General features: G+C 70.5%; 17 protein-coding genes and 2 pseudogenes. 8 read left to right on the top strand and 11 right to left on the bottom strand.

Features of this window, described 5'->3' with window-relative positions; all coding sequences use genetic code 11:
• Positions 1-30 precede the first annotated feature (30 nt).
• Positions 31-465 carry an ArsI/CadI family heavy metal resistance metalloenzyme gene (locus ACFVIU_RS32555; RefSeq protein WP_385846943.1) on the top strand — a complete coding sequence of 145 codons (435 nt, stop codon included), beginning with the start codon at positions 31-33 and terminating at the stop codon, positions 463-465.
• A 95-nt stretch (positions 466-560) separates the two neighbouring features.
• Here the strand turns inward: ACFVIU_RS32555 and ACFVIU_RS32550 are convergent, their stop codons facing one another.
• A complete protein-coding gene (locus tag ACFVIU_RS32550) occupies positions 561-1,595 on the bottom strand; it encodes an Lrp/AsnC family transcriptional regulator (RefSeq protein ID WP_385846941.1) in 1,035 nt (344 codons plus the stop codon).
• A 142-nt stretch (positions 1,596-1,737) separates the two neighbouring features.
• Here ACFVIU_RS32550 and ACFVIU_RS32545 point away from each other — a divergent pair, with 142 nt between their 5' ends.
• The 3 genes and pseudogenes from ACFVIU_RS32545 (at position 1,738) to ACFVIU_RS32535 (ending at position 4,386) form a co-directional block, all read left to right on the top strand.
• Entirely contained in the window at positions 1,738-2,979 is a 1,242-nt protein-coding gene (locus ACFVIU_RS32545; RefSeq protein WP_385846940.1) for a M20 family metallopeptidase, read from the top strand.
• Positions 2,976-3,377, top strand: a pseudogene (locus tag ACFVIU_RS32540) (MFS transporter); the annotation flags it as partial. The gene ACFVIU_RS32545 and the pseudogene ACFVIU_RS32540, both read left to right, overlap by 4 nt.
• Positions 3,378-3,471: 94 nt before the next feature.
• On the top strand, positions 3,472-4,386 hold the full coding sequence (locus tag ACFVIU_RS32535; protein WP_385846939.1) for a hypothetical protein: 915 nt from the start codon (positions 3,472-3,474) through the stop codon (positions 4,384-4,386).
• A 34-nt stretch (positions 4,387-4,420) separates the two neighbouring features.
• Here ACFVIU_RS32535 and ACFVIU_RS32530 read toward each other — a convergent pair whose 3' ends face one another.
• Complete coding sequence (locus ACFVIU_RS32530) at positions 4,421-5,002, bottom strand: GNAT family N-acetyltransferase (protein ID WP_385846938.1); 582 nt, start codon at positions 5,000-5,002, stop codon at positions 4,421-4,423.
• Between the two features lie 68 nt (positions 5,003-5,070).
• The gene (locus ACFVIU_RS32525) at positions 5,071-6,330 is read right to left on the bottom strand and encodes a SpoIIE family protein phosphatase (protein WP_385846936.1); all 1,260 of its coding nucleotides are present in this window, start codon (positions 6,328-6,330) and stop codon (positions 5,071-5,073) included.
• A 627-nt stretch (positions 6,331-6,957) separates the two neighbouring features.
• Between ACFVIU_RS32525 and ACFVIU_RS32520 the strand changes: the two genes are divergently transcribed.
• Positions 6,958-8,091, top strand: coding sequence for a hypothetical protein (locus tag ACFVIU_RS32520; protein ID WP_385846935.1), 1,134 nt, complete (start codon positions 6,958-6,960; stop codon positions 8,089-8,091).
• Positions 8,092-9,710: 1,619 nt separating this feature from the next.
• On the opposite strand, the gene ACFVIU_RS32515 is transcribed toward ACFVIU_RS32520, so the two are convergent.
• From ACFVIU_RS32515 to ACFVIU_RS32505, 3 genes are all read right to left on the bottom strand, one after another.
• The gene (locus tag ACFVIU_RS32515) at positions 9,711-10,244 is read right to left on the bottom strand and encodes a kinase (protein ID WP_385846933.1); all 534 of its coding nucleotides are present in this window, start codon (positions 10,242-10,244) and stop codon (positions 9,711-9,713) included.
• 72 nt (positions 10,245-10,316) lie between these two features.
• Positions 10,317-10,997, bottom strand: a complete 681-nt coding sequence (locus ACFVIU_RS32510) for a hypothetical protein (RefSeq protein ID WP_385846932.1) — start codon at positions 10,995-10,997, stop codon at positions 10,317-10,319.
• 265 nt (positions 10,998-11,262) lie between these two features.
• Positions 11,263-12,384, bottom strand: coding sequence for an FAD-dependent oxidoreductase (locus ACFVIU_RS32505; protein WP_385846931.1), 1,122 nt, complete (start codon positions 12,382-12,384; stop codon positions 11,263-11,265).
• 420 nt (positions 12,385-12,804) lie between these two features.
• Between ACFVIU_RS32505 and ACFVIU_RS32500 the strand changes: the two genes are divergently transcribed.
• Positions 12,805-13,320: a hypothetical protein gene (locus ACFVIU_RS32500; protein WP_385846929.1), complete on the top strand. Its 516-nt coding sequence runs from the start codon at positions 12,805-12,807 to the stop codon at positions 13,318-13,320.
• Positions 13,321-13,884: 564 nt separating this feature from the next.
• Here the strand turns inward: ACFVIU_RS32500 and ACFVIU_RS32495 are convergent.
• Positions 13,885-15,177 (bottom strand): MFS transporter, encoded by a 1,293-nt coding sequence (locus ACFVIU_RS32495; RefSeq protein ID WP_385846928.1) that lies wholly within the window; start codon positions 15,175-15,177, stop codon positions 13,885-13,887.
• Positions 15,178-15,245: 68 nt separating this feature from the next.
• Between ACFVIU_RS32495 and ACFVIU_RS32490 the strand changes: the two genes are divergently transcribed.
• Entirely contained in the window at positions 15,246-15,794 is a 549-nt protein-coding gene (locus tag ACFVIU_RS32490) for a MarR family winged helix-turn-helix transcriptional regulator (protein WP_385846927.1), read from the top strand.
• A gap of 277 nt (positions 15,795-16,071) precedes the next feature.
• Here ACFVIU_RS32490 and ACFVIU_RS32485 read toward each other — a convergent pair whose 3' ends face one another.
• The 4 genes and pseudogenes from ACFVIU_RS32485 to ACFVIU_RS32470 form a co-directional block, all read right to left on the bottom strand.
• A complete protein-coding gene (locus ACFVIU_RS32485; RefSeq protein WP_385846989.1) occupies positions 16,072-16,434 on the bottom strand; it encodes a DUF1330 domain-containing protein in 363 nt (120 codons plus the stop codon).
• 207 nt (positions 16,435-16,641) lie between these two features.
• A pseudogene (locus ACFVIU_RS32480) lies at positions 16,642-16,833 on the bottom strand (transposase); the annotation flags it as partial.
• Positions 16,834-16,913: 80 nt separating this feature from the next.
• Positions 16,914-17,498, bottom strand: a complete 585-nt coding sequence (locus tag ACFVIU_RS32475; RefSeq protein ID WP_385846926.1) for a DinB family protein — start codon at positions 17,496-17,498, stop codon at positions 16,914-16,916.
• Between the two features lie 162 nt (positions 17,499-17,660).
• Entirely contained in the window at positions 17,661-18,041 is a 381-nt protein-coding gene (locus ACFVIU_RS32470) for a peptidase inhibitor family I36 protein (protein WP_385846925.1), read from the bottom strand.
• A gap of 613 nt (positions 18,042-18,654) precedes the next feature.
• On the opposite strand from ACFVIU_RS32470, the gene ACFVIU_RS32465 reads away from it, so the two are divergent.
• Positions 18,655-19,857, top strand: a complete 1,203-nt coding sequence (locus ACFVIU_RS32465; RefSeq protein ID WP_385846987.1) for a PP2C family protein-serine/threonine phosphatase — start codon at positions 18,655-18,657, stop codon at positions 19,855-19,857.
• Positions 19,858-19,892 lie beyond the last annotated feature (35 nt).

Raw genomic sequence — 19,892 nt, 5'->3', positions numbered from 1 at the left:
GATGTCAAAACAAGTCGTGGGGAGACCGCCATGTCCCGTGTTCAGCTCGCCCTGCGCGTCGCCGACCTCGAAGCCTCCATCGCCTTCTACTCCAAGCTGTTCGGCATCGAGCCGGCCAAGCGCCGCGAGGGCTACGCCAACTTCGCCATCACCGAGCCCCCGCTCAAGCTCGTCCTCATCGAGGGCGGGACCGGCGAGGACACCCGCCTCGACCACCTTGGCGTCGAGGTAGCCACCACCGAGGACGTCAACGCCGCCACCACCAGGCTCGAGGACGCCGGCCTGGCCACCTTCGAGGAGAGCGACACCTCCTGCTGCTACGCCCTCCAGGACAAGGTGTGGGTCACCGGCCCCGGCAAGGAGCCCTGGGAGGTGTACGTGGTCAAGGCCGACGCCGACACGCTGGAGAAGGCCGACACCGCCGCCGACGCGTGCTGCGGCATGAGCGCCTGCGGCACCCCCTGACGAGCAGGCCATCGACCTGGTTCACACCCGGGTCGAGCCCAAGGCCGCCACTGGCGAGATCCCAGCCGGACACTTCCCTGCGGGACCGGACCCGGTCAGTCCTGACGTGTTGCCGCCGGAGGCCGCCAGATGTCCATCGGCGTCGAGCCGACGGCGAGGCCGCGCTCGTCGAGGAGTCGGCCCATGTGCTTGAGGGTGCGCAGTGACACCGCGCTGCGGACCACGGCGAGTTCGGGGAAGCGGGTGGCCAGGGCCGCTTCCAGCGCGGGGAGCCCGGAGGCGTCGCGCAGCCAGGCGATCAGGTGCAGGTTCTCCGGTCCGGTCAGGCCGACGCTGAGCCTGATCTCCGGGAGCGCCGCCACGGAGCGGGCCACGCTGTCCAGGCGCGCCGCCGGCACGCGGCACCGGAGCACGGCCGTCACCGGCCAGCCGGAGACCGACTGGGCGATCTCGCAGCGCATCCGCATCCGCCCCTCGGACAACAGCCGCCCCAGACGGCGCCGTGCGGTCGGTTCGCTCACTCCGAGGCGCGTGGCGAGCTCGGTGTTCGGCAGGCGCGCGTCGGTCGTCAGCGTGCGGATCAGCTGTTCGTCGAGTTCGTCCAGGGGGCGGACCGGCTCGTCGCGGGCCGGGGTGTCACCGATCACCGTTTCGCGCTGGGCCGGTTCGAGGGTGCCCAGGCGCCAGCGGCTGGCCTCGCCGTACGTGGTGACCAGCAGTTCGGCGTGGTGGACGCGTACGCCCGGCACCACGTCCAGGTCCCGTCGCAGATAGGCGGAGGAGGAGGCCAGGTCGGCCACGGCCACCGTGTCCAGCAGCGAGCGGGTGCCGGTCAGGTGGTGCAGGTAGATGACGTGCGGCTGAGGCAGCAGTTGCTCCACGACGGCATCGGTGTCTCCCGGGAGGCACTCCAGCTCGACATGGAGCAGCCGTAGCAGCCCGCTGCGGGTGACCGGGCCGGGGACGCAGGAAGTCCAGGCCAGCCCGGCCCGCTGGAGGCGGTCCCAGCGCCGGGCCGCGGTGACCGGATCCACGCCCAGCGCACGGGCCACCACCGTCCACGACGCCCGGGCGTCGAGTTGCAGCGCGTGCACCAGCTCCAGGTCGAGCTCGTCGACGAGTTCCTGCATCGATCCCCCTTCACAGCCGCCCTTCCCCAGGATCCTCGCTACGAAGACACGATTGACGCCGAAATCCTGCGCATCAGGGCTCATCGGCAGCTTGCTGCTCATCCTAGGTGAGTCCTTCCGCCCCACCTCGAGGAGCGCTGCCATGTCCGTGCGCGAGGCCGCCCACGCTCTGGCCGACGATCTGGTCGCCCTACGACGTGAGATCCACGCCGACCCCGAACTCGGCCGTCAGCTGCCCCGCACCCAGCAGCGGGTGCTGGCCGCGCTGGACGGGCTGCCGCTGGAGATCACCACCGGCCGCGAGCTGTCCTCGGTGACCGCCGTGCTGCGCGGTGGCCGGCCGGGTCCGACTGTCTTGCTGCGCGCCGACATGGACGCGCTGCCGATCACCGAGGACACCGGACTGCCGTACGCCTCGAAGGTGCCGGGAGCGATGCACGCCTGCGGCCACGACCTGCACACAGCGATGCTGGTGGGTGCGGCGCGGCTGCTGGCCGGACGACAGCGGGAGCTGGCCGGTTCGGTGGTGTTCATGTTCCAGCCGGACGAGGAGGGCACGGACGGCGGCGGCGCCGTGCCGATGCTCGAGGAGGGCGTGCTGGAGGCATCCGGGCAGCGTCCGGTGGCGGCGTACGCGCTGCACGTGGCCTCGAACCGGCTGCCGCGCGGCCTGTTCGCCGGCCGGGCCGGGACGGCGGGGGCCGCCTCCGACGGGCTGGCGGTGACCGTGCGGGGCAAGGGCGGTCACGGCTCCGCACCGCATGCGTCCGCCGACCCGGTGCCGGTGCTGTGCGAGATGGTGATGGCCTTGCAGACCTTCGTCACCCGCCGCTTCGACGCCCAGGACCCGGTGGTGCTCACCGTGGGCACCATCCACGCCGGCACCAAGCGCAACGTGATCCCCGAGCACGGCTTCTTCGAGGCGACCGTGCGGACTTTCTCCCGCGAGGCCCGGAAGCTGATGCGGGAGGGCACTCGCACCCTGCTCACCGGCATCGCCGCAGCTCACGGGCTTACCGCCGAGGTGGAGTACGAGGACGGGTACCCGGCGCTGGTCAACGATCCGGCCGAGTCGGCGCTGGCCGCGGGTGCCGTCACCGACCTGTTCGGCGCGCCGCGCTACCTCGACGCGCAGACGCGCACGCCCGGCGGGGAGGACATGGCGTTCGTCCTGGACCAGATCCCCGGCGCCTACCTGATGCTGGGCGCCTGCCCGCCGGACCGCGACTTCTCCACCGCCGCCCAGAACCACTCACCGCAGGCGGTGTTCGACGACTCCGTACTGGCCGACGGTGCGGCGCTGTTCGCGGAACTGGCGCTGCGGCGCCTCGCCCAGGCCGAGCGGGGGGCGCTCGGGACGTCCGCGAAGGCCGAGGCCCGGTGAGAGCGGCCCCGACGGGCGGCCGTACCGGTGCGGCCGGGCGGTCCGCCGCCGCGGGACCGGGCCTGCGCCGGACGCTGACGGCCCTTCTGCCGGTCGAACTGTTCAGTGGATTCCAGCAGAGCTACTTCACTCCGCTGCTGCCGGCCGTGGGCCAGCGGTTCCATGTCGGTGTGACCACCCTGGCCTGGACGGTGACCGGGCCCGCCCTCGCATCGATGGTGGCCACCCCGCTGCTGACCGCGCTCGGGGACCGCCACGGCCACCTGCGGGTGCTGCGTGCGACGGTGGCGGCGGTCGCGACCGGAGCGGTGCTGATCGCCCTCGCGCCGGGCTTCGGAGCCCTGCTGGTGGGGCGGGCGCTTCAGGGCGCCCTCGCCGGGTTCCTGCCGCTGATGTTCGGCCTCGTCCGGCTCCGGCAAACGATCGAGGACACCCGGCGGGGCGTCGCCCACCTGTCCCGGGGCGCTGATGCCGGGCCTACTGCTCGGCAGCGTGAGCACCTCACTGCTGCTGCACGCGGCCGGTCCCGTGCCGGCGCTGTGGGTACCCGCCGTCGGCACACTCGCGGGGCTCGCCATGCTGGGGACGGTGCCCCGCGACGAGCCGTCCGGCGACGTGTCTGCGGCACACGGCGTCGACTGGGCCGGGTCGGCACTGCTGTCGGCCGGCCTCGTGCTGGCGGTGCTCGCACTGCACCAGGGCGCGGTCTGGGGCTGGACGGCCCCCGCAACGCTCGCCTGCCTCGGCACCGGCCTGCTGCTGCTCGCCGCCTGGACGGCGCTCCAACTGCGCTCCTCCGCACCGTTGATCGACGTACGCCGGCTGTTCCGGCCGAGCCTGCTACCGGTGTTCGCGGTCGGCTGCTGCGTGAACTTCGTCGTCATCGGCGGACAGGTTTCCTACGCCGCCTATCTGACGGACCGTGCCGGGCTCGGACTGAAACCCGCCGCCGCTGGGCCGGTACTGCTGCCGGCCTTCTGCCCGATGGCCGCGTTCAGTGCGCTGACCAGCCGGTTCGGGCGGGTCGCCGGCTTCCGGCGGGTCACCGTGACCGGCGCGGGACTGCTGGTCGCGGGCACGGTGGGCATGCTGCTGCCACCCTCCACCGTGGTCGGGGTCGAGGCGGCGCTCGTCCTCGCGGGCGCCGGGCTGGGGCTGATCACGGGCGCGACCCGGGTCCTGGTGATCGACGGCGTGCGCGTCGAGGAGACCGCCGCCGAGGGCCTGTTCGAACTGCTGGTCAGCCTGGGCATCGCCGTCGGCTCGGCCACCACCGCGGCGGTCCTGGCCGCACAGGGCGACAACCTCACCGGCTATCGGACCGTCTGGACGGTCGGCACCGCAGTGGCCCTGCTCGGCCTCGCGGCGGCCTTGCGCCTTCCCCGCCCGACAGACACGGCAGACTGACGGCCAGTCGGCTGCTTGCTCCGGTTGGCGCCCATCACCAAAGCTTGTCGATCTCCCCTGGATACAGCTCGATGCGGGAGTGAGGGAACGACGCCAGCGCCTGACGGCCCGCAGCCGAGAAGAAGTCTGCCATCGTGACCTTGTCGAAGCCGGGCTGATCGCTGGGAAGGGGAGCCTGCGGTGTTCCTCCGATGAGTACGGCTCCCGGAAGCACACGCCAACCGGCGCTCTCGTAGAACGCCCGCAGTGGGCGATCACACGTGAAGAGGCCCACGTCCAGGCCCTGGGTGATCATCCTCTCTCGCGCCGCTGTCACCAGATGCCGGCCGTACCCACGACCACGCGCCCGCTTGCTCGTCACCACCGTGCTCAGCCCACCAGCCGAAAGGCACTGACCGGCATGGACGATCTCTTTGAACAGGATGTCCAGCGCGGCGAGCACGGTCCCCTCGTCCACGAGCAGCAGCGACGACGGGCGCAGTGCAGGATCGTGGATCGGGGCGTCCACCGGAGCGTCCGGCCCGGACTCGGACGGCCATGCCTGCTCTTGGATCTCTCTCACCTGGACCCGCAGGTCGGCGGGGGTGGCTGCTTCCGGGAAGGACAAGATCTGCACGCGCCGATTGTGCTCGGGCCCCGCGCAAGCGCAAGCGATTGAGACGATGATGATCACACGCGGCTATATCAGTATGGACGGGTCATTCGTTCCAGCCGGACCACGACGATGGCGATGTCGTCGTCTGCGCCGCTGGTGAGGCCCAGGCGGGCGAGGAGGGCGTCGGCGAGGTGTTCCGCGCCGAAGTCGGCGCAGGTGGCGAGTGCGGAGGTCAGGCGGGTCAGGCCGGTGTCGATGTCCTCACCGCGGCGTTCGATCAGGCCGTCGGTGTAGAGGACGAGGGTGTCGCCGGGGGCGTAGGTCACGTTGGCCTGGGGGCGGGGGACGTGTTCGGGGCGGGCGCCCAGCGGTGGGTCGGTGGCCTGGTCGAGCAGCTCGCAGGAGCCGTCGGGGTGGAGCAGGACGGGTGGGGGGTGGCCGGCGCTGCTGTAGACGAGGAGCTGGCTGTGGCAGTCGACGAGGACCTGTACGGCGGTGGCGGCCAGTGCCCCCTCCACCGAGCGGGCGTAGAGTCCCAGCACCTCCAGGGCCTGGGCGGGGCCGTGGACGGCGCGGGTGGCGGCGCTCAGCGCGCTGCGGAGCCGGCCCATGACGGTGGCGGCCGACAGCCCGTGGCCGACCACGTCACCGACTGCGACGGTGAAACGGTCCCCGGGCAGGTCCACCGCGTCGTACCAGTCTCCGCACACGTTCAGGGAGCCGGTCGCGGGCAGGTAGCGCACGGCGATATCCGGATGCCGGGCCAGGTCGGGGGAGTGAAGCATGGCCTCTTGCAGGGCGACGGCGACCCGCCGTTCACGGGCGTGGGCCTGCCGCAGTTCTTCGTTCAGCTGCTGTAGCTGCCGCGCCCGGACATACAGCTCGGCCTCCATGGCCGCTTCCCGCCCGGGACTGACCGACGGCGGATGTGCCGTGCGGTGGGCACGGACGACGTCGGTCATGTCCTCCGACCGGTGGATGATCCAGGTGACTTTTCCGTCCGGGCCCAGGACCGGCACGTTGATCGCCGTCCACCACCGCTCCTTGAACACCTCGGGATTTCCGGCGACCGGGATGTCGTACTTCTGCAACGCCATGTGATCCGTCTCGCCGGAGAGCAGGACCCGGTGCAGTGAGGCTTTCAGCGTGTCCACCCCGTCCGCCTCCGGGTCGGCGGGGTCGTCCGGGAAGGCGTCGAAAAGGTACTGCCCGAGCAGCTCGACCAGGCTTCGCCCGGTGACCTCGCAAAATGCCTGGTTGGCAGCCGCGATCACCAGGTCCGTGCCGAGCACCAGGCACGGGCTCGGAAGGGCGGCGAACACCCCCGGATAGTCGATCTCCGGCATCACGCGCACTTTTCCTGCCAGTCGCTCGCTCCTCAATCTACGGAAGGTCCGGGCCCCGCGCCCGCCGAGCCCGCTCGCGTGGCGGTGCCATGGGACGTGTGGGACGCCTCATGGCGGAGGCTTACGCAGGGGCCAGGTGCCGCGTCGACCGCTGGCGCCGAGTCCTGGGCTACGGGCATGACCGAGATCCAGATCCCGACGCCCCGCGACGCCTCCGAGCTGCTGCTGGCCGGTAACCAGCACACCAGGACGCAAGGTGCCCGCATGCGTCCAGGAGCATCCCTCGCTACTCGGGGGGCAGCGCTCACTCCGTACGTCGCCGGCTCCGGTGCGCGTGGGCGCCTTCGGCCTGCGTCCTCAGTACAGCTTCACGTGAAGCTCAAGGCGGGAAGATGCGGATCGCTGGAGGAAGTCCGGTGCGTCGGGTGTCCGAAGCCGAGTGCGTTCGTCCCGCCGGTCGGGCACCATGCACAGCGGTGTCGGCAGCCCGTGGGAGCTGGCGGGCAGTCATTCGGGAGGAGAGGCGAGGCAGTGAGGAAGAAGCGGGGGGAACGCGCCGAGATAGCAGCGGACGAAGCGGGAAGCGGGGGCTTACGGTCCGCCGTACCGAGGCAGTCCCGCGTCCGGGGTGTGCTGCTCCTGGCCGCTGCTTGGCTGACGGGCCTTGTGGGATTGGGGTTTGCCCTGGCCGCGTTCAACCACTGGCAGGCCGCCCGGTTCCCGTCCAGGCTGGCCGCCTATGCGGTCTGGCTGCGTGCTCCCTGGTGGTACACGACCGTCGTAGCCGCGGGGGTGATCGTGGCCGGGGCCGTGGCGCTCGGGGCCGTACGCGCTGTGGTGCTGCGACGTCCTCCGAGCGTCCAGGGTTTCAGTCGTCTGCGGCTCTTCCTGCCGGTCATGGCGTTCGACGCGGTCTACGGGTTGGGGAGCGACTCGCTGGTGCCCTGGTGGGATCTCGACCTCCTCGTTCCCCTCGTGGTGGTGTGCGCCCAGACCCTGTTGTTCGGCGCGCGTCGTCTCGCCGTGCTCGGACGGCAGCACCTCGCGGCGATCATCCGGTCCCCGGGAGAACTCCCCAGGGACTCGTTCACCCTCTACCTGAGGTCCTTCGAGGACGACGTCGGGCGTACGGCCCTGGAGGAGAACCGGCATCCGGCCCCCGGGCCGGGCGCGGTGCTGTCGGACCTGCCGCTGTCTGCGCGGACCGAGGAGGAGCAACTGGCACAGGCCCTGAAGCTGGTGGCACCGATGGTGGCCGTGGGCCGGCCGGGGGAGCGGCTTCCTCTGGTCGGTGCCCGGCGGTTGTATCTGCCGATCGACGACTGGCAGGACACCGTCCGGGACTTGATGGGGCGAGCGCGGCTGGTGGTGATGGCTGTGGGGCTGGGTCCCGGACTGCTGTGGGAGTTCAGGGAGGCGACACGGCTGCTGCCCGGGGAACGACTCGTTCTCCTTGTCCCCGGTCGTGACGAGTACGAGACGTTCCGGGCCCAGGCGGCGGCGCCACGCCGGCATGACACAGCGCGGCCGGGGCAGGCGGGGGGTGCCTGGTCACCACCCGCCCTGCCGCCCTATCCAGACCGCGAACCTCCAGCCGACCTCACGTTGAAGGGCGCGGTGTACTTCGATGCCGACTGGAGCTCGCACTTCGTGCTCTTCGGCGCGGGCCGCAGCCGGAACAGACCCGGCGGTGTGGTCCGATCGGCTGTGGCGGAAGGGCTCAAGCCGGTACTCGACCGGTACCGCCCTGGCCGCCCCCGGTGATACAGCCCGCACCGCGCCGTGTTGGACAAGAGCCCGGGAGGCGGGGATCAACGGGCCTCCAGTTCGTGCGGGGTGGAGCGCCCGGGCCCGAGGGGTGTGCCGGAGGGGGCGCGGCCGGTGCCCGAGGGCCGCCGACTCGCTGGTGCTGAGCGGAGGTTCGGGGGTCGTGACGGGCGCCGGCGCCGGGCCGCGCAGCAGTGCGCGCAGCGCGCGCGGACGGGCGAGTTCGGTCGGCCGCCCTTCCAGGGTGCCCAGGCGGACGAGGGCGCCGAGCACGGCGTCCGCGTCGCCCCTGCCGCCGTCGGCGCGTACCGACACCGCCTGTAGCCGGTCGCTGAGCCGAGGGGGCAGCGCGTCGGCCCGACTGGGCCGGGCTCCGGCGACGTCCTCGCCGGTGGCCAGGGACCAGGCGGCCCGGGTGCCGTGGAAGACGGCCCGCTGGACGTGGCCGGCGAGACCTCCGGCGTCCGGGCCGCGGCGTTCGAGCTCGCGGGCGAGCGCCAGCACGCCGGCCGCCGCGACGGACAGGCCGTGCCCGTACGCGGGGTTGGTGTGGGCGACGGCGTCCCCCAGCACCGCGAAGCCGTCCGGCCACCGACGGCACCGGTCGTAGCGGCGCCGACGGTCGGCGGTATTGCCGTAACGGCGCACCCGGTCGAGCGGGCGGCAGAGCGGCAGCAGATCGGCACTGACGCTCGCCGGGCTCGGCGTCGGTGCGCCGACCGGTGCGACGAAGCGGATGCCTCCGGAGACCAGCACGTAGGACGCCGTCTGGGGGCAGCCGGTCTCCGGGCCACGGTAGGCGACCAGCCGCATGCCGAACGCGGCGGAGTAGTAGTGCGCGGCCTGCCGGGCGTTGCGGTGGGGGGGGAGCGGGGGAGCGGTGCAGGGGTGACCGGAGCGCCTGCCGGGCGGTCCGGTCGCGCGGCAGGCGGGCGCGGCTCGTGGCGCCGGGGAGCCACAGTGGCGCGCATGACGGTGATGTGTACGGTGGTGAGGCGTACGGCGGTGATGTGTACGGTGGTGAGGCGTACGGCGCTCGAGTGTGCGACGGCGGGGCGCGCGCCGGTCCGGCGTCCGTGGGAGGTGGGCCGGCGAGGTGGAGGCGGCGGGGGTGTGGGAGGGCTCCGCCGGAGCGCTACTGTGCGGCGACGGGGGTCAGGCAGGGCAGGCCAGGGTGCCCCGGCGTTCACCGGCGCCGGTGAACGGCCGCGCGCGGTGAGCCTGCGAGTCCGTCAGAAGTTCCTCGTGCCGGAATTCAGGAGTTCGCTCCCGCTGGATCGCTCGGCGCGGAAGGTGTGTCGAATGCTCACGGGCCCCGACAGCCAGCGGCGGCGGAACACCCACGGCATCGATGACGTCCGCAAGTCCCTTCAAAGACCTCCCTCATGACGTCTCTTCCCTTCACCGGAACATGCGGGTCGCCCGGGTGCAGCTGCTGCTGCGGCAGCTGGGTCGGCCGGCCCTGACCTGACGCCTCCAGGATCGTCTGGGTCGCGGCGAAGTTCCGTTTCCCACACAGATCCACACACCGCTCGAAGACGGCGCAGCAGGCCTTCCCGCCATAGCCAGACATGGCCGTTACGACACGCAGGGGCGCCTCTGTCGCAGATACCGGGTCAGCGGTCCACGGCGGGCAGGTGGACCAGGCCGGTGTCGTTCATGATGCGGTCGACGGTCTCGTGGAGAGCGCTGTCGGCTCCGATGACGGTCTCGATGCCGCCGGGCAGGAGATCGCGCTCCCGGTACCATTCGCGCAGCTGGGTCTCGTTGACGTCGTCGGCGATCGGCTTGGTGGCGTGCCGGGTGAGGGTTTCGGTGAACGGCACGTCCAGGTAGTAGCCGTGGCTGGAGCCGCGGTGGTCGGCGCGCAGTCGGGCGAGCATGTCGCCGTAGCGGTCGGAGTAGAGGATGCCTTCGATCACGACGTGGAATCCGGCGTCCAGGGCGTAGCGGGCGGTCAGGTCGATCAGGCCGATGTTCGCGGCGCCGGGCCGGTCGCGTTCGCGGAGCACGACGCGGCGGAGGTTGTCCTGGGCGACCAGGGCCAGGCCGCGGCCGAACCGCTCGCGCAGACCGGCGGCAACGGACGACTTCCCTGAGGCGCTGTTGCCGCGCAGAACGACCAGCCGGGTGTCTTCGCTGCCCACCATCACGGCGGTCACGTTACCGATGGCCGAGAAGGTTCTCCGGAGCCGGCCGGCCTCCGCAGGGGCGCGGCTGTGCTAGAACGCGACAGCCGACAGGTCGCCGGCGACTTCGACGGCCTGGTACCCGTAGGTATCCGCGGCGTCGACGCGCAGCATGAGACAGAATCGATCGAGGGAGTCGATCTCCCTGGTGAGACGCTTGTAGTCGTGCTTGAGCAGGTGTACCGCCGCACGGTTGGCGATCGCCGACTGCCCCATGATCATGAGCACCGGCTGTGCGGACTGGGAAGGGGTGAACTTCGCGACCAGCGCATGGTCCGTTCGACCGTACTTGTGGAGGAAGCGCTCATCACCGACGGTGAAGTCACCACGTCGATTGACCTTCACACCGGGCAGATGCCTCGCCAGGTACTCGACGTTGCGTCGGTTCGACCCCAGGCCACCGATGCTCAGTTCGGTGCGATCCCCATTGAGCTCCGGTGCTTCTGCGGCAACGAGAGAGAACGCACACCCTGACTCCTCGGCGAGCATCGCAAGTTCGATGATCGCGTAGACGTCACCATGCTCGGTAACGGTGGGCATCTGCCAGTGGCTGTTCAGGATGATGACGCACGGTACGCCGGGCCGCAGGCCGAGGAGTGCCTGCTTCTGGTGCAGGATGCGAGCGGCGCTCACACGCTTCCAGGCCCAGACGGACCCGCCGCTGACCACGCTCGTGATCAGCCCGATCACGACATTCAGCACTGCATCCGACACGGAACCCCCGCCCTTGTCGTGGCAACACGATCTGATAGTCGGTGTGCAGCCTACTGATGATCTCCGTGCCGGGATGGTCCTTGAGCCAGGCCGCGAACGCCTCGGAGGTGGGGTCGGCAGCACGTCCACGACCGGCCTACGGTGGCCCGGGGTTGTTGAATGACGCCGGTCCTTGAAGGGACCGAGGATCGCCCTGCGGACCGTACGGCCTCGCAGGGCGATCCTCAGAAAGCGACGGGTATTCCACGGTCCCGGCCGGAGTGGCTCATTGGCCCTTCTCGGCGAAAATTTTGATCAGGCCCTGGGCTGTGTTGTCGGCGGAGTCGACCCCGGGCATCTCGTCGGTGTTGGTCTCGGCGCTGCGGCGGAACATGGCCTGCTCGTACTCCGTGAGCGCCGTCTCGATCTCGTCGGGATGCGCGGCGAGGGCCGTGCCGAGTTCGGCGCCGTCGAGCATGGCCAGGTTGGCGCCCTCGCCGTTGGGAGCCGCGAGGTGGGCGGCGTCGCCGAGCAGGGTCACCCCTGGCACCCGGTCCCACCGGTGCGCGGCCGGCAGAGCATAGAGGGGACGAAGGACCGGCGCGACGTCGCTGTCGGTGATCAGCGCGGTGAGCTCCGGCGCCCAGCCGTCGAATTCCTGCGCGATCCGTGCGGTGGCCGTGGCGGCATCGGCGAAATCGATGGCGGCGAACCAGTCCTGAGGCTTGGACAGCCCCACGTAGCCGTGCAGGGTGTCGTCCTTTTCCCGGTGAGCGAAGATCTCCCTGCCCGGCGAAGGAGCGATCAGCATCCCGCCGCCGACCGCTTTCGCGACAGCCGGGTGCCGTGTACCAGCGTCGTACAGGTAGGTCTCGACGACCGACTTCCCGATGTACTCGGGTACGGCACTCGACAGCAGCGGCCGGACCCGTGACCACGCGCCGTCCGCGCCGACCAGAAGGCTGGTGACGACGGTGCCGCCGGCGGCGAACGTGACCTCGTGGCGCCCTTCGCCGAGCGCACGGATCCGGCTGACCTTGTGCCCCCACTGCACGGTGCCTGCCGGGAGCGAGTCGAGCAGGATCTGTCGCAGGTCGCCGCGCTGCACCTCAGGGCGTCCGCCCGTGCCGTCGTCTGGTTGGTCGAACAGGACGGTCCCGTCCCGGTCGAGGACCCGCAGAGCCTGACGGCCCTCGAGAACGATGGCGTGGAACTCGTCCATCAATCCGGCTGCCTTGAGTGCGAGCTGCCCGTTGTAGTCGTGGATGTCGAGCAGTCCGCCCTGCGCGCGTGCCGAGGGGGAGGACTCCGCCTCGTAGACCGTGACCGGGATCCCGTGGACGTGCAGGACGCGGGCCAGCGTGAGTCCGCCGAGTCCGGCGCCGATGATCGTGACTGCTGTGTGCATGGTGGTTCCTTCCGGATCGGGCCGCCCGGTGAGCTCCGGCCGGCCGCCTCTGGAAAGGTGCCAGCCCCCGCCGACGAGCCACCGATATCCGACCGACAGCCCGCCGACACGGCTCCGACATGGCACCGACACCACAGATCAGCTGGTTGTCAGGCCAGACAGGTCCACCTGATGGAGCCCGCAACCAAGCGAGCGACACGTTCTGGGCCGTCATCCGCAGCGGCTGGTGGCCCGGGGCTGGTTGGTCGAAGCCGCGCACGAGGCGGCGGCTTCGCATCAGAATCAGCATGTTTCCAAAGCGTCGGCCGGCCGCCGATGATCGCCCGCTATGAGGCCATCGCATGCTCTGACGCGCCAAGATGCACCAGTGTTACGTTCCGACCGGGGATCGAACGCAGGTTGCTGGGCACGGGGGCTGGGGTGGCATTGCTGGAAGCGCTGATCACGACCGTTACTGGAGCGGCCTCGGCGACCGTCGGAGTGCTGGTAGGCGGGATCGTCACCAGACGGGGCCAGGACCATCAGTGGTCGCGGGATCAGCAGCTGGTGGCTTACCAAGAACTCCTGAGCCACTACGCCAAGTTCACCATGGTGATCAAGCGAGCACACGCCGACCGTCGCGGCTGGGACTACGACTGGGCCGAGTGGAGCGCCGTACTGACGCGGGTCAGCTTGATCGCTCCCGCAGAGGTTGCGGGAGAGGTCGACAGCTTTGGGCAGTCGGTCGACCGCTTCTTGGACCGCGTCGCGCGGGAGGTCGATCCGGTCCGTACGCCACTCGGCGAGGAGGAGTTCCGGGGGGCCAGCGCGGAGGTGGCTCAGGCGCAGGTGCGACTGGTCAATGTGATGCGGCGGTCGCTGGGAGGTGGACGGAAGGCGCTGACCTTCTGGGTCGGAGGGTCGCCCTCCGGCCCAGCAAGTGGCGGACCACTGTAGCGATCACAGCCACTCGGTGATGACGGCAATGGTGACTGTGGCCTTGTAGCGGACGGCCAGCTTGTCGTACCTCGTGGCCACCGCCCGGTGGCGCTTGAGGCGGTTCATCCCGCCCTCGACTGCGTGCCGCTCGCGGGTAGTCGGCCTTGTCGAACCTCAGCGGGCGACCGCCGCGAGCGCCTGGCTTCCTGCGGTTACAGATCTGGTCGGACTTCTCCGGAATCGTGCAGCGGATGCTGCGTCTGCGCAGGTAGCCGCGGCTGGCTCGGGAACCTCCGGCTGGAACTGGGGACTGTCGTGCCGATGGCCGGCCGTGATCAGGACGGACAGCTGCTTCTGTCGGTGCTCGACCGCCAAGTGCACCTTCGTGGTCAGTCCACCTCGTGAGTGTCCACGCTGGACGGCTTGTTGGCGTAGACACCCTTCCAGCTACCAAGACGCCCTGTTCTGTGTACGGCAGTTGCCCAATCACCCTCATCGGCGCCCCGGCGTGGCCCTCACGATGGGCACGACGGCAGCCAGTCAGCAACGGCACGGGCCGACACCGGGTCTGCATTCCTCCGGCTACCTGCTGTCCGCTGCCCTGGAGCCGGCCTCCGACTGACCCTGGCCCGCCGCGGCCACAGGTTCGCGCCCGGCGTCACCCCGAGCCGTGACCGGCTCCGGGTCTTCCCATGCCTCGGGCAGCAGCAGCACGGCCAGGTTCGCCGCTGCCACGAGCACCGCACCTGCCAGCAGTGGCGCCGAGGTGCCGACGAGGGTGGCAACCGGAACAGCCACGGCCAGGCCCAACGGGCGGGCGGCAAACGAGATCAGCGAGTCGAAGGAGCCCACCCGCCCGAGCACCTCCTGCGGGATGCGGCGTTGGATGGCGGTCTCCCACAGCGGGCTGAGCACTCCTAGGCCGAACATCGCCACGAAGTACGCAGACGCCGCCCAGGGCAGCGCCAGTTCCAGCCCGAAGGCCGCCAGTGGCAGCGCGAAGACGGCCGCGCCCACGGCCACGCCGACCAGCGGGCGGCGGATCGGCAACCGTCCTGCGGCAAAGGCACCGACCAGCATGCCGACGGTCCCCAGCTGGGCCACCAGGACCCACGCGCCGTCACCTCCCATGCTCCGGACGGCGATCAGCGGTCCCAGGGTGAGCAGGAAGCCGGCCGCCAGATGCCATACTCCATGGCCCAGCACATTGGTGAGGAACCAGCGGTGGCGCCGGGTCTCGGTCCAGCCTTCGCGCAACTGCGCCCCGAACCCCGCGTGTCCGCCGTCGGCCGGCCTGGTGGCCCGGCGGGTGTGCAGGCCGCCCAGGGTGGTCGCAGAGCCGATGAAGAGCGCTCCGGTCAGGAGCGAGGACCAGCCGGCGCCGAGCATCAGCATCATGCCGCCCGCCGTAGCGGGGCCGGCGGTCTGGGCCAGGCCGGTGGCGACGTCCAGCCGCGAGTTCAGCCGCAGCCGCTGGTCGGCGTCGACGGTCGCCGCGACCAGGGTGCGGACCGCTGGGGTGCCGAAGGCGACCGCGGCGCCGGTGACCGCGGCGAGCACGGCGAGGTCGGGCACCCGGACCAGGCCGCTGAGCAGCTCCGCGCCGATCGCGATCTGTGCCGCGCCCCTGAGCAGATCGGCAGCGAGCACGACCCGCTGGGGCGGGAAGCGGTCCGCCAGCACGCCGGCGACCGGCAGCAGCACCAGCATGGGCAGCAGTTCGCATGCCAGCACCAGGCCCAGATCCCCTGCCGAACCCGTCGAGCCTGCGGCGTGTCCTCGAAGCAGCGCGAGCGTGAGCGTGGTGGGTATCAGCGCGGTGGCCAGCGCCGCGCAGGTACGGCCGACCAGCAGTCGGCGCATGGGTTGCGTCATGCGTGGATAGTATTTCGCCAGCTAATCATTTGGCAACGAAATATAAGTTGGCGTAGCATACTGAGGGCATGGACACCGAGAGTCGGGGCCGGGAGCGGCCCGCAGAACCCGCAGAAGGGGACGACTCCGTCGACGTGCACCTTGCACGCTGGCGCGGCAAGGCCCCGTTCGACGCGCGGGTGGAGGGGATCATCACCCGCATTCAGCTCCTGGCCAAGCATGTCGGCCAAGCCAAAGACCGCGCCCTGGCCGAGGTCGGCCTGCAAGAGTTCGAGTTCGCCACGCTGCACCGGCTCGTCGCGCGCGAGGCTCCGGGGCGGGCCACCCCCTCCGAGCTGGCGGCTGAACTCATGCTGTCCCCTGCCGGCATGACAGGCCGTCTGGACACGCTGGAACAGTCAGGGCTGGTACGGCGTGTGCGCAGCAGTCAGGACCGACGCCGGGTGGACGTGGAGCTCACCGAGGCGGGGCGCGCCCGCTGGCTGGCCGCGATGGAGCTGCGCGGGCAGGCGGAGGACTCGATGGTCGCCCCGCTCGACCCGGCGGAGCAGGACGCACTGAGCGCCCTGCTCAAGCGGATGCTGATCCAGGCGGAGGCGGACAGCCGCCACCGGTGAACCCCAGGCCGCGCGTTCGCCCGGCACCCCGCAAGATCGGTTGTCAGGCCACGGATCCCAGGGTTCCTCCTGCCGGACCGGCGACATAGCGTGGCCGGCGCGCCGGGTTGAGACGGTGGGCCGCGTCGAACGCGCTCCCCTCGTACTCTTTGACCTCGGCGAAGGCGTCGTCCTGCGACCTAGCCGTCGACCTGCCCTCCTGGCCTGAGTGCGGCCGTCGCTCACCGCGCACGCGGCAGGTACGCCAGCAGCCGGCGGGCGGAGAGGGGCCCTGTGACTATGCGGTTGGCTGCCCCGTCTGCTCGGCCTCGGCGCGTAGCTTGGCAGCCCGCTCGGCCGGGTGGTAGTCCGGTCCGACGCCCTCGATCAGCAGCAGATCGCCCTCGATGTGATCGGTACGCAGCCGCAGGATGTCTCGGTAGGCGGGCGAGTCGTACCAGGCACGGGCCTCGGTCAGGCTGGGGAACTCGATCAGCACCATGGTGCCGGGCCATGTGCCCTCCACCACCTCGGCTGGCGGCCCGTGGATGAGGAAGCGGCCTGCGAAGGGGTCGAGGGTGGCCTGGATGCGCTCCAGATACTCGAAGATGTCGGCGTGATGGCGGCGGCTACGGAGATGGGCGAAGCCATAAGCGGACATGGTCGGGCTCCTTCGTTCCGTTCGTCCTAGGGCGGGGCCCCGACCAGAACGTAGACGGGGGCGAGGAAGGAGGGCGATTACCTCGCAGGTAATGGCCGCTCCCTGGGGTAAAGGCTGGCAGGTGACCGGACCGCGGGGATGCCGGGGTTCCGAGTTCGTCCAGCACCGCCCGAGGCAGCCGGCGCCACAGGCCGACCCGGTCCATACCGCGAAGCGGCGATGCGCGGTGGCGGAGGATGTGCCGAACGTCTGCGGCAGATGACGCCAGGCACAGCCGCTGGTCAGCACGTACACCACCGCAGTGAACACGGCCCGCTCGTCACGCGGAGCGGACCCGCCACCTTGCGGTTCGAGCCGTGAACGTCGGCAGTAACGGGGCGACCAGCTCCCAGAGGTCATCAGGAATCAGCCGCTTCGACAGATCAGCACCCACGGTCGGCATCACGCCGCTCGGACATCACGTCACGTGGCACAGCCTTCTATGCCTTGACCGATGCGGCCGATCTGGCGGCCTGCTCGATCTTCGCGCAGTAGGCGGCGCGGGCTTCCTCATCGATCGTCATCTCGTGTTCGGGCCGCATCCCGGTTCGGCCATCGACGCCTTCACGCAGGATGTCGGCGTGCCCGGCATGCCGGTTGGTCTCGGCGAGGACGTGAACCAGGATGGCGAACAGGTTCGCGTTGGGATAAGGATCCGGCCACCACGGCACGTGGCCGGGGGCCTCGAGGGGAAGCTCATTGATCGTCGCGTCTGAGTGTTCCCACGTGCGCCGGTAGAACTCGACGATCTGATCGCGGGTCTCGTCCGTAGTCGCCCACAGATCGCTGCCGTCATGGTCCTGCCACCGAGGCAGCGGTTCCGGGGAAGGGCGGTCGAAGACCTCGCCGAAGTACCTGGCCTCGACGCTGGCCATGTGTTTGACCAGGCCGAGGAGGTTGGTCCCGGTCGCTGTCAATGGCCGGCGGGCGTCGTATTCTGACAAGCCGTCGAGCTTCCAGAGCAGCGCCTTGCGGTCCCGCCGCAGTCTCCCGTGCAGGCTGTCCTTGGCGAATTCATCGATCATGCGGCATGAGCCTGCCATGGACTACTTGCGGCCTCAAGATCCCGTACGTGGCGCATGGTGGCTGCGGCGGCCTGCTCGGTCGACGTGCTGTCCGAGCCGAGCAGGCTGGTGTGTCCGGGGCGGTCTGCCGGGGTCTGTCCTGGCGTTGTGGTCGGACGTGGGTCAGCAGGACGTCGTCCATTCGCTGGACGCTCCCCGACCGGCAGCCGCGCTGTTGTTGGAGACTTCCTGGCCGGGCGCGAGGCAGAGAGTGACGTCGCCTGTGTAGTCGCGCCCGCTGTAGACCTTGACGTGGTCCTTGACTCCGGGGCTGGACTGGCCGTGGTTAGCCCAGGAGGCGTCCTTCTGCGACATGGCGTCTTCCCACTCTTCATCGTCGCCGCTGAAGACGAACCGTTGGCCGGTGAAGTCCGGTCCGGTCCACACGCAGAAGTTCCCGGCGGGGCAGACGGCGGCTGATGTGGCTGAGGCGGGGGCAGGGGCAGTAGCAAGAGCCCCGGCGGCAAGCAGCGCAGCGGCCAGAACGGCGGTCGGACGCTTCACAGGAGAGATCCTTCGATCGGTGTGGAGATGAAGAGGAAGGGCTGCGGCGACGGCGCGCTCGTGCAGCCGCCGCTCGGTGACCCGCCCGCCGCCTCGGCGCGGACGACTGCCAGCGAGCGGACGGATGCCCAGCCTTTCGTTGATTACTACGGCATCGACCACCGGATCCCACCGATCATCAGCGTGTCGCGCTGGGCAGTCACCGGAACGAGTGTCGGACCTCGCAGAGGGGTGACGATCTCACCCAGTGATTTCCAAGGCCCACCACGCCCGGGGGTTCGTATCAGGGCTTCACCGGCGTGCTGTTGGAACTGGTGGTTGGCGCCGCGCCTGAACGAGGAACAGGTCCGGCAACTCCTTCCTCCCGCTGTTCCCGGCGCACGCTGCGGTGGCCGGGGGAGAGGCCGAAAGCCGGAAGTCATGGACCGGATCCGCGCCGAGTCCGGCCCCCGCGCGGGTCGGCCTCGCCTGGTGGAGTCGCCGGTACCGGCCGGCAGGCGGCCGACGAAGTTGTAGCCCGTCACGGCGGGCCGGCAGGAGCCTGCGGGTGGATGGTCGGCATCCCGGGCCGGTCTGCCGGGAATTCGGGATGGTGGACTGGGAGGTGCCTGTGCTGGATGGCGAGGGGTTGGGTCTGGATGAGGTGCTGCGGGCGGCCGAGGACGGCGCGCCGGTGGAGTCGGTCGACGTCGTGGCCCGCCACCTGGAGAAGAGGTTCTCGGCGAACGAGGTGTCGTTCTGGCTCGTGGACATGATCGGGCAGGACGCCGTACGGCTGCCCAGAGCCGGCACGGCTGCGCAGGAGCGGGGCACGGCGGAGAGACTCAGGCTCGTGGGCAGCGTCTACGACCGGGTGCTGCGCTCCCAGCGCCTGCACCAGGAGCGGGACGAAGAGGGCGGCTGTCGGCTGGTGGCCCCGGTGACCAACCGCGGCGACTGTATCGGCGTCCTGGACATGGTCGTACCCGAAGCCGACGACGCGGTGCGGGAGGGGGTGACGCAGGCCGCACACGCGCTGGCGTACATCGTGGTCACCGACCGCCGCTTCACCGACCTCTACCACCGGGGCCGGCGCACCACCACGATGAGCCTGGCCGCGGAGATCCAGCACCAGTTGCTGCCGACGGCGTCCTGCTGCGAGGCCGCGCAGTTCACCCTCGTGGGTGGTCTGGTACCGGCTGACGACATCGGCGGCGACACCTACGACTACGCCCTCGACCAAGACGCCCTTTACCTGTCGATCACCGACGCGATGGGCCACGACACCGCCTCCGCGCTGCTGGCCACACTGACCGTGAACGCCCTGCGCGGCGCCCGCCGCGCAGGGCGCAGCCTTCTCGACCAGGCCCATGCCGCCCACCAGGCGATCACCAGCCACGGCCACGGCATGACCACCGGCCAACTGCTGCGCATCCAGCTGGAAACCGGCACCTGCGAACTGGTCAACGCCGGCCATCCCTGGCCGCTGCGCCTGCGCGGCAACGATGTGGAGGAGCTGACCCTCGCAGTGAACATGCCGTTCGGCGTGCCCGCCCCGGTCGCCTACCAGACTCAGCGGCTGCGTCTGGAGCCCGGCGACCGCCTGGTCCTGACCACCGACGGTATGAGGGAACGCGCAGCCGCCAGGGTCGACCTTCCCGCCCTGCTCCACGCCACCCGCGACGAACACCCCCGCGAAGTGGTGCGAACCCTGACGGGGGCGGTCCATGAGGCCTGCGCAGGATCTCTGCCTGACGATGCCACCGCGATGGTCCTCGACTGGCACGGCAGCCGTACCGGACAGCGCCCCACCAGCAGCGGCTCCAACACCATGTGAACGTGTGAACCAAGGGCTGCCCTGGGCCTCTTCGG

Origin of the sequence: Streptomyces sp. NPDC127190, assembly GCF_042672505.1 — a bacterium.
GTDB lineage: Bacteria > Actinomycetota > Actinomycetes > Streptomycetales > Streptomycetaceae > Streptomyces.
This window is presented reverse-complemented; position numbering and strand designations above follow the sequence as displayed.

Coding starts and splice junctions, on each gene's coding strand:
- ACFVIU_RS32485 (WP_385846989.1), bottom strand. CDS start 16,434: ATGTCCGCTTATGGCTTCGCCCATCTCCGTAGCCGCCGCCATCACGCC.
- ACFVIU_RS32550 (WP_385846941.1), bottom strand. CDS start 1,595: ATGCAGGAACTCGTCGACGAGCTCGACCTGGAGCTGGTGCACGCGCTG.
- ACFVIU_RS32490 (WP_385846927.1), top strand. CDS start 15,246: ATGGACACCGAGAGTCGGGGCCGGGAGCGGCCCGCAGAACCCGCAGAA.
- ACFVIU_RS32515 (WP_385846933.1), bottom strand. CDS start 10,244: ATGGTGGGCAGCGAAGACACCCGGCTGGTCGTTCTGCGCGGCAACAGC.
- ACFVIU_RS32475 (WP_385846926.1), bottom strand. CDS start 17,498: ATGATCGATGAATTCGCCAAGGACAGCCTGCACGGGAGACTGCGGCGG.
- ACFVIU_RS32545 (WP_385846940.1), top strand. CDS start 1,738: ATGTCCGTGCGCGAGGCCGCCCACGCTCTGGCCGACGATCTGGTCGCC.
- ACFVIU_RS32495 (WP_385846928.1), bottom strand. CDS start 15,177: ATGACGCAACCCATGCGCCGACTGCTGGTCGGCCGTACCTGCGCGGCG.
- ACFVIU_RS32505 (WP_385846931.1), bottom strand. CDS start 12,384: ATGCACACAGCAGTCACGATCATCGGCGCCGGACTCGGCGGACTCACG.
- ACFVIU_RS32555 (WP_385846943.1), top strand. CDS start 31: ATGTCCCGTGTTCAGCTCGCCCTGCGCGTCGCCGACCTCGAAGCCTCC.